Consider the following 5,910-nt stretch of genomic DNA (forward strand, 5'->3'; position numbering starts at 1 on the left):
CCCCAATGCCGAAAGAATCGCCTCGGTCGTCGCCGAACGCGCCGGCGACGTCGTGTGCGCCACCGCCGGTCACCACATGGAGGCGATGCTGGCGGCCTACGGATCGGGTGCCGTACTCGCCTCCCACGAGTCAGGTGGCCGAATACTCAACGTGGACATCGGCGGTGGCACCACGAAACTGGCGCTCATCGCCAGGGGCAGGGTTCTGGCCACTGCCGCATTTCACGTCGGTGGTCGACTGATCGCCCTGGACGGCGACATCGTGACGCGCATCGAACCGGGCGGTCAGCGACACGCCGCCGCCGTCGGACTGGAACTGGAACTCGGCAGCCGGGTGCAGCCGTCCGCACTGGACGACATCGCCTGCACCATGGCTGATTTGATCATCGCGGCGATCCAAGGCGACGCCGGTGCCGATCCGTTCTTTCTCACCGAACCGATCACCGATCGAGGCGACATCGACGGCGTGATCTTCTCCGGAGGGGTGGCCGAGTACGTATATGGCACGGAGGAAAGGGATTTCGGTGACCTGGGGCGTCGCCTCGGGACGGCGCTGCTCACTCGGATTGCCGCTGGGGAGTTGCCCGCACCGGTGTTGCCCGCCGCTCAGCGAATCCGTGCCACCGTCCTTGGCGCATCGGAGTACACGGTCCAGCTCAGCGGCATCACCAGCTTCATCCCGACACCGGAGACGACGCTGCCGCGGCGCAACGTCCAAGTGGCCAGGCCGGACTATCCGCTCGACGACGTGGTGGACGCAGCGGTGGTCGCCGCGGCGATCGAGCAGCACCTGTCGACCTTCGGACTAGACGGTGCTCCTGCCGACGTGGCGGTCGCGCTGACGTGGCACGGGCCGCCCAGTTACCGGCGGCTGCGATCGTTCGCCGAGGGCGTCGCCACTGGTCTGCGGCGGCGGCTGGCCGACGGGCGGACGGTCTACCTGATGACCGACGCGGACATCGCGGTGGTGCTTGGCACCATCCTGCGCGACGAGCTCGAGGTGGCCAACGATCTGCTCATCCTCGACGGCGTCGACCTGCGCGACTTCGACTTCGTCGACCTTGGCCGGGTCCGGCGGCCGTCGAACACGGTGCCCGTGACGATCAAGTCGCTGGTCTTCGGTGCGGACTCCACCGCGCCCCGCCCGTCCGAGGCGATGGCGTGACGATGGTGTCGGCGCCCGCGGAGTTGACGGCGCTGCGCGCCACGGTGGCGACGGCCTGCCGGATCCTGGCCGACCAGGGGTTGGCCGCCGACGTCCTCGGTCACGTCAGCGCCCGGCTGGACGCCGATCGAATCCTGTTGCGCTGCAGGGGGCCCGAGGACCGCGGGTTGTCGTTCACCACGACTGAGGACATCCGTGTCGTCGGCCTGTCCGAACCGGGTGAACCGGGCGGCGACTACGCGCTGCCGAACGAGTCCCACATCCACACCGAGCTGTATCGGTCGCGCCCCGACGTGGGCGCGGTCGTGCACGCGCACCCCCGCGACGTCGTCGTGGCCGATCTGGCCGCGGTCGAGCTGGTGGACGTGTTCGGCGCCTACAACATTCCCGCCTCCCGTCTGGCCCGCCGCGGAGTTCCCGTCTATTCGCGGCCGGTGCTGATCCGGACGCCGGAACTGGGCCGTGAAGTCGTCGCGGCGATGGGCGGCGCCGACGTCGGCATCCTGCGCGGTCACGGCGTGGTGACGGTAGGAGAGTCGGTGCCACAGGCGATCCTGCGGGCATTGGATCTCGTCGAGTTGTCCCGCACCTGCGCCGAGGTCCGGCGACTCGGCGGCCCGCTGCGGGCGCTGTCCGAGGAGGATCGTCGCGAGCTGCCCGACCTCGGTTCGTCCTTCAACGACCTGTCCCGCTGGCGTCACTACGCCGGCCACCTGCGGCCCTACAGCCCGCCGTCGTCTGCGGGCAGCGGTGTGATCCGCCGGCCCAGATAGGTGCATTCGGGTTCGTAGAGCAGTGCCGCGACGTCGTCGGCGGTCATCGTCTTGATCAACTGGTCGACCTGTCCGGTCAACGGCAACACCAGACCGCCGTTCTGCGCCAACGCCATCACGAAGTCCATGTCCTTTTCCTGCCAGGTGAACCGGGTGGAATCCCAACGTTGCAGGGTGCCGTTGTCGCCGGGGCACTTCTGCAGGACCTCGCGCATCCGTTGGGCATCCACCCCATAGCGCTTCGCCAGCGCGAGGGCCTCGAAGTTGGCCACGCTGTGGATCCAATGCAGCAGGTTGTTGCACGTCTTGGCGAGTTGGCCGGCGCCGAGCGGGCCGACGTGCTCGACGGCGCGGCTGTAGCTGAGCAGCACCGGCCGTGCGCGCTCCACGTCGGCCGCCTCACCGCCGCACAGCGACAGCAGATTTCCCTCCCGGGCGCCCAGCGCGCCGTAGACCACCGGTGCGTCGATGATTCGCAGACCGGCCGACTCCACCACCGCCGCCGCGCGCCGCATGGCGTCCAGCCCGTGGGTGCCTGCCACGACGAGCAGTCGACCGGGCTCGCCGTGAGCGGCCAGTTCCCCTGCGACCGCCTCCATCTGGTCGTCGGTGCGTAGGCACGACACGACGATGTCGGCGGCGCGGGCCAGTTCGGACAGATCCGACGCGGGCTGGGCGCCCTTGGCCGCGGCCGCGGCAACACGCTGCGGATCGACGTCGTAGGCGATGACGTCGAATCCGTGGCTGAGGATGTGCCCGGTCATCGGCAGACCCATGTCACCAACTCCGATGACTCCGATCATGTTTCGTCCCTTCCCTCGTATTCCTCGAACGCGGCGGCGCCGGGGGTGAATGCGGTCGATGGCTGGCCATCAAGGACCTAATGGTATTACAGTTAGTTTATTGTGGCGACGGTCTCAACCGCGCCGAGAAGACGATGACTTTAGAGAGGGCGGATCGTGCTGAGGGCAGACGTCAATGAGCTGTTGACCCGTACCGGGCCAGGTACGCCGATGGGGGAGATGTTCCGGCAGTACTGGCTACCTGCGATGCTGGCCGAGGAACTGCCCGACGACGACTGCCCGCCGGTACGGGTAAAGCTGTTGAGCGAGCGGATGATCGCCTTCCGTGACAGCCAGGGGCGCTACGGACTGATGGACGAATTCTGTGCCCATCGCGGAGCGTCGTTGTGGTTCGGGCGCAACGAGGGCTCGGGGCTGCGGTGTCCCTATCACGGGTGGAAGTACGACGTAACGGGCCAGGCCATCGAGATCCCCTCCGAACCCGAGCACAGCACGTTCTGCGCCCACGTCAAGCTGACGTCCTATCCGCTGGTGAAGGTCGGCGACCTGCTCTGGACCTACATGGGTGATCCCGAGAAGCGCCCACCGCTGCCCGAGTTCGAGTTCGCGATGGTGCCCCCCGGGCAGACCTACACCTCGAAGCGGTGGCAGGAGAGCAACTGGCTGCAGGCGTTCGAGGGCGGTATCGACTCCAGCCACGTCTCGTTCCTGCACGCCGGTGGACTCAAGAGTGACCCACTCTTCAAGGGCACCAAGGGCAACGACTACAACATGGGCGATCTCAAGCCCTACTTCGAGGTCGCCGACTCCGATGGCGGACTGTTCGTGGGCGCTCGCCGCAACGCCGAGGAGGACACCTACTACTGGCGGATCACACCGTGGGTGATGCCGTGCTTCACCATGGTCCCGCCGCGCGGTGACCATCCGGTGCACGGTCACTTCTGGATCCCGATCGACGACGAGAACTGCTGGACCTACTCCTTCGACTACCACCCGGTGCGACCCTTGTCGGCCGGCGAGGTGCAGGCGATGAAGGACGGCCACGGCGTGCACAGCGAGAACATTCCCGGCACGTTCCGTCCGGTGCGCAACAAGGACAACGACTATCTGATCGACCGGGAGGCGCAGCGCCGCGGTGACACCTATTCGGGGGTGTCCGGCATCGCCATCCAGGACTCGTCCCTGCAGGAGAGCATGGGTCCGATCGCAGACCGGACCAAGGAGATGCTGGTCTCGGCCGACAGTGGAATCATCAAGGCGCGCCAGAAGCTCCGACGCGCCGCCGAGGCGCTGCGGGACGACGGGACAACGCCGCCAGGGGTCGACCCAGCTCATCATCGCGTGCGCTCGGCGGCGGTGGTGCTGCCGCGCGACGCCGCCTTCGCCGAGGCGTGCCGCGAGGACCTGGCGGTGCGCGAAGGTATCCGGCAGACGTCGGTATGAGCACCGCATTCCGGCCGATACTTGGCAGCAGTTGTGCGCGGGCCACGACCCCGGCCGAGATGCGTCATCGCATCGACCGGCCGATCCGCGGACGCCGCGGTGCACGCATCATCGGACTCGACAGCGGTGCGGACGCGATCGTGCGGCGCATCACCGGCGAGCCGTGGGGCATGGCGCGGTTCTTCGCCCTCGCCAAGACGGTGGGTCCGGTCGGTGACGGCGGATCGGCGTCGGTGGTGTTGCGCGACGCCGAAGGGACCGACTCGAGCCTGCTCGCCGAACTCGACGACGCCGACGTCGTGATCCTGGTGGCGACCACCGACGCCGACGGCGCGGCAGCCATGGTCATCGGAGCCGCATGCACGGTGCGCGCGATCATGACCGCCGCCCTGGTGATCGGTGAGCAGTCGCTGGTTGGTCCGACGGTGGCCGCGGTCCGGCCGCACGCGCGGGTATTGATGGTCAGCGCCGATGAGCACGACGTGGTCGATCTGCTCAGCGCGCTACGAGCGTGAAGGAGCCTGACGTGGGCAAGAAGGTGCAGTTGGCCGATCTCGCGGCAATGAAGCGGGCCGGAAGCAAGATCGTCGGCGTGGTGGCATGGGACTACCAGATGGCACGCATCGTCGATCGCGCCGGCGTAGACGTGGTGTCGGTCGGTGACACCGTCGGCATCAACCTGTGGGGGCATCCCAACCCGCTGGAGGTGACGATGGATCAGATGATGGTGGTCTGCCAAGCCGTGCGGCGAGGGGTGACGCGTGCGCTGCTGAGCTGCGACTTCCCGTTCGGGCCGATGCAGGAGGGCCCGAAGAGTGCCGTGCGGGCCGCGATTCGATTCGTCAAGGAAGCCGGCGTGGACATGGTCAAGCTCGATGGCGCGGCCGAGCACCTGGACGCCGTCACCGCCGTGACGCGGGCCGGGATCCCGGTGTTCGCCCAGTTCGGCATCACTCCTCAGACCTCGCTGAAGTACGGGGTGACCTATCACGCGACCCCCACTGCGGGCGACACCATCCCCGATCAGCTGCTCGACGAGATGGTGGGTGAGGCCAAACGTCTCGAGGAGGCCGGGGCCGCGCTGCTCAACTTCACCAACTCGGGGCCGGTCGTCGGCGCCGCCGTCGCGCAATCGGTGTCGATTCCGGTGCTGGGTGGCTTCGGCGGCGGGCCGTGGCTCGACGGTCGGATGCGGATGGCCAACGCGGCGATCGGCTACGGCGCCGACGCGCTCGACGACCCTCCCGACACCTACGCCAACGTCGCACGGATCGCGCACGACGCGATCGCCGCCTACGCCGAGGACGTCCGGTCCGCTCGACAGATTCCCGGCGGCATTCCCGGCTGAAGGAGGCAGGCACCGATGAGTTCCACGTCGGGTACACCGGCCTCCGAGGCCGTGATCGACGGCATCCTCACCCGTTACGCGGTCGCGGGATCGGGTCCGCCGCTGTTGATGTTCTCACCAGGCGGATTCAACGCGACGATGGCCAACTGGGAGACTCACGGGATCTACCAGCGCACGGCGATGCTTGCCCGGTTGCGAGAACGGTTCACCTGCATCACCTTCGACAAACGGGAGTCCGGCGGGTCCGGTGGCCGGGTGGAGCGGGTGCGGTGGCTCGACTACGCCCATCAGGGCCTCGGACTGCTCGATCACCTCGGCTACCAACGGGCCTACGTCATGGGCGCGTGCGTCGGTTGTTCGATCGCCACGGTGCTGGCG

At 67.9% G+C, this 5,910-nt stretch carries 7 protein-coding genes; 6 read left to right on the forward strand and 1 reads right to left on the reverse strand.

The features are described 5' to 3' along the window. A partial coding sequence (locus ACRDUX_RS33485) for an ethanolamine ammonia-lyase reactivating factor EutA (RefSeq protein WP_526420606.1) occupies nucleotides 1-1,165 on the forward strand: 1,165 nt, incomplete at its 5' end. A 2-nt stretch (nucleotides 1,166-1,167) separates the two neighbouring features. Further along, complete coding sequence (gene phtC, locus ACRDUX_RS33490; protein ID WP_526420618.1) at nucleotides 1,168-1,938, forward strand: 3,4-dihydroxyphthalate decarboxylase; 771 nt, start codon at nucleotides 1,168-1,170, stop codon at nucleotides 1,936-1,938. On the opposite strand, the gene ACRDUX_RS33495 is transcribed toward phtC, so the two are convergent. Beyond that, a complete protein-coding gene (locus ACRDUX_RS33495; RefSeq protein ID WP_526420608.1) occupies nucleotides 1,887-2,741 on the reverse strand; it encodes an NAD(P)-dependent oxidoreductase in 855 nt (284 codons plus the stop codon). The two genes, phtC and ACRDUX_RS33495, sit on opposite strands and share 52 nt — an antisense overlap. Nucleotides 2,742-2,897: 156 nt before the next feature. On the opposite strand from ACRDUX_RS33495, the gene ACRDUX_RS33500 reads away from it, so the two are divergent. The 4 genes from ACRDUX_RS33500 to ACRDUX_RS33515 form a co-directional block, all read left to right on the forward strand. Then, nucleotides 2,898-4,184 carry an aromatic ring-hydroxylating dioxygenase subunit alpha gene (locus ACRDUX_RS33500; protein ID WP_526420610.1) on the forward strand — a complete coding sequence of 429 codons (1,287 nt, stop codon included), beginning with the start codon at nucleotides 2,898-2,900 and terminating at the stop codon, nucleotides 4,182-4,184. Further along, nucleotides 4,181-4,699, forward strand: a complete 519-nt coding sequence (locus tag ACRDUX_RS33505) for a 3-methyl-2-oxobutanoate hydroxymethyltransferase (protein WP_526420612.1) — start codon at nucleotides 4,181-4,183, stop codon at nucleotides 4,697-4,699. Before ACRDUX_RS33500 ends, ACRDUX_RS33505 begins: the two co-directional genes overlap by 4 nt. A gap of 11 nt (nucleotides 4,700-4,710) precedes the next feature. Next, the gene (locus ACRDUX_RS33510) at nucleotides 4,711-5,532 is read left to right on the forward strand and encodes a 3-methyl-2-oxobutanoate hydroxymethyltransferase (RefSeq protein WP_526420614.1); all 822 of its coding nucleotides are present in this window, start codon (nucleotides 4,711-4,713) and stop codon (nucleotides 5,530-5,532) included. Between the two features lie 15 nt (nucleotides 5,533-5,547). Further along, nucleotides 5,548-5,910 (forward strand): alpha/beta fold hydrolase (locus ACRDUX_RS33515; RefSeq protein WP_526420616.1); only part of this gene is annotated, 363 nt, incomplete at its 3' end.

The sequence above is a fragment of the Mycobacterium sp. genome, from assembly GCF_050701675.1.
Lineage (GTDB): Bacteria > Actinomycetota > Actinomycetes > Mycobacteriales > Mycobacteriaceae > Mycobacterium.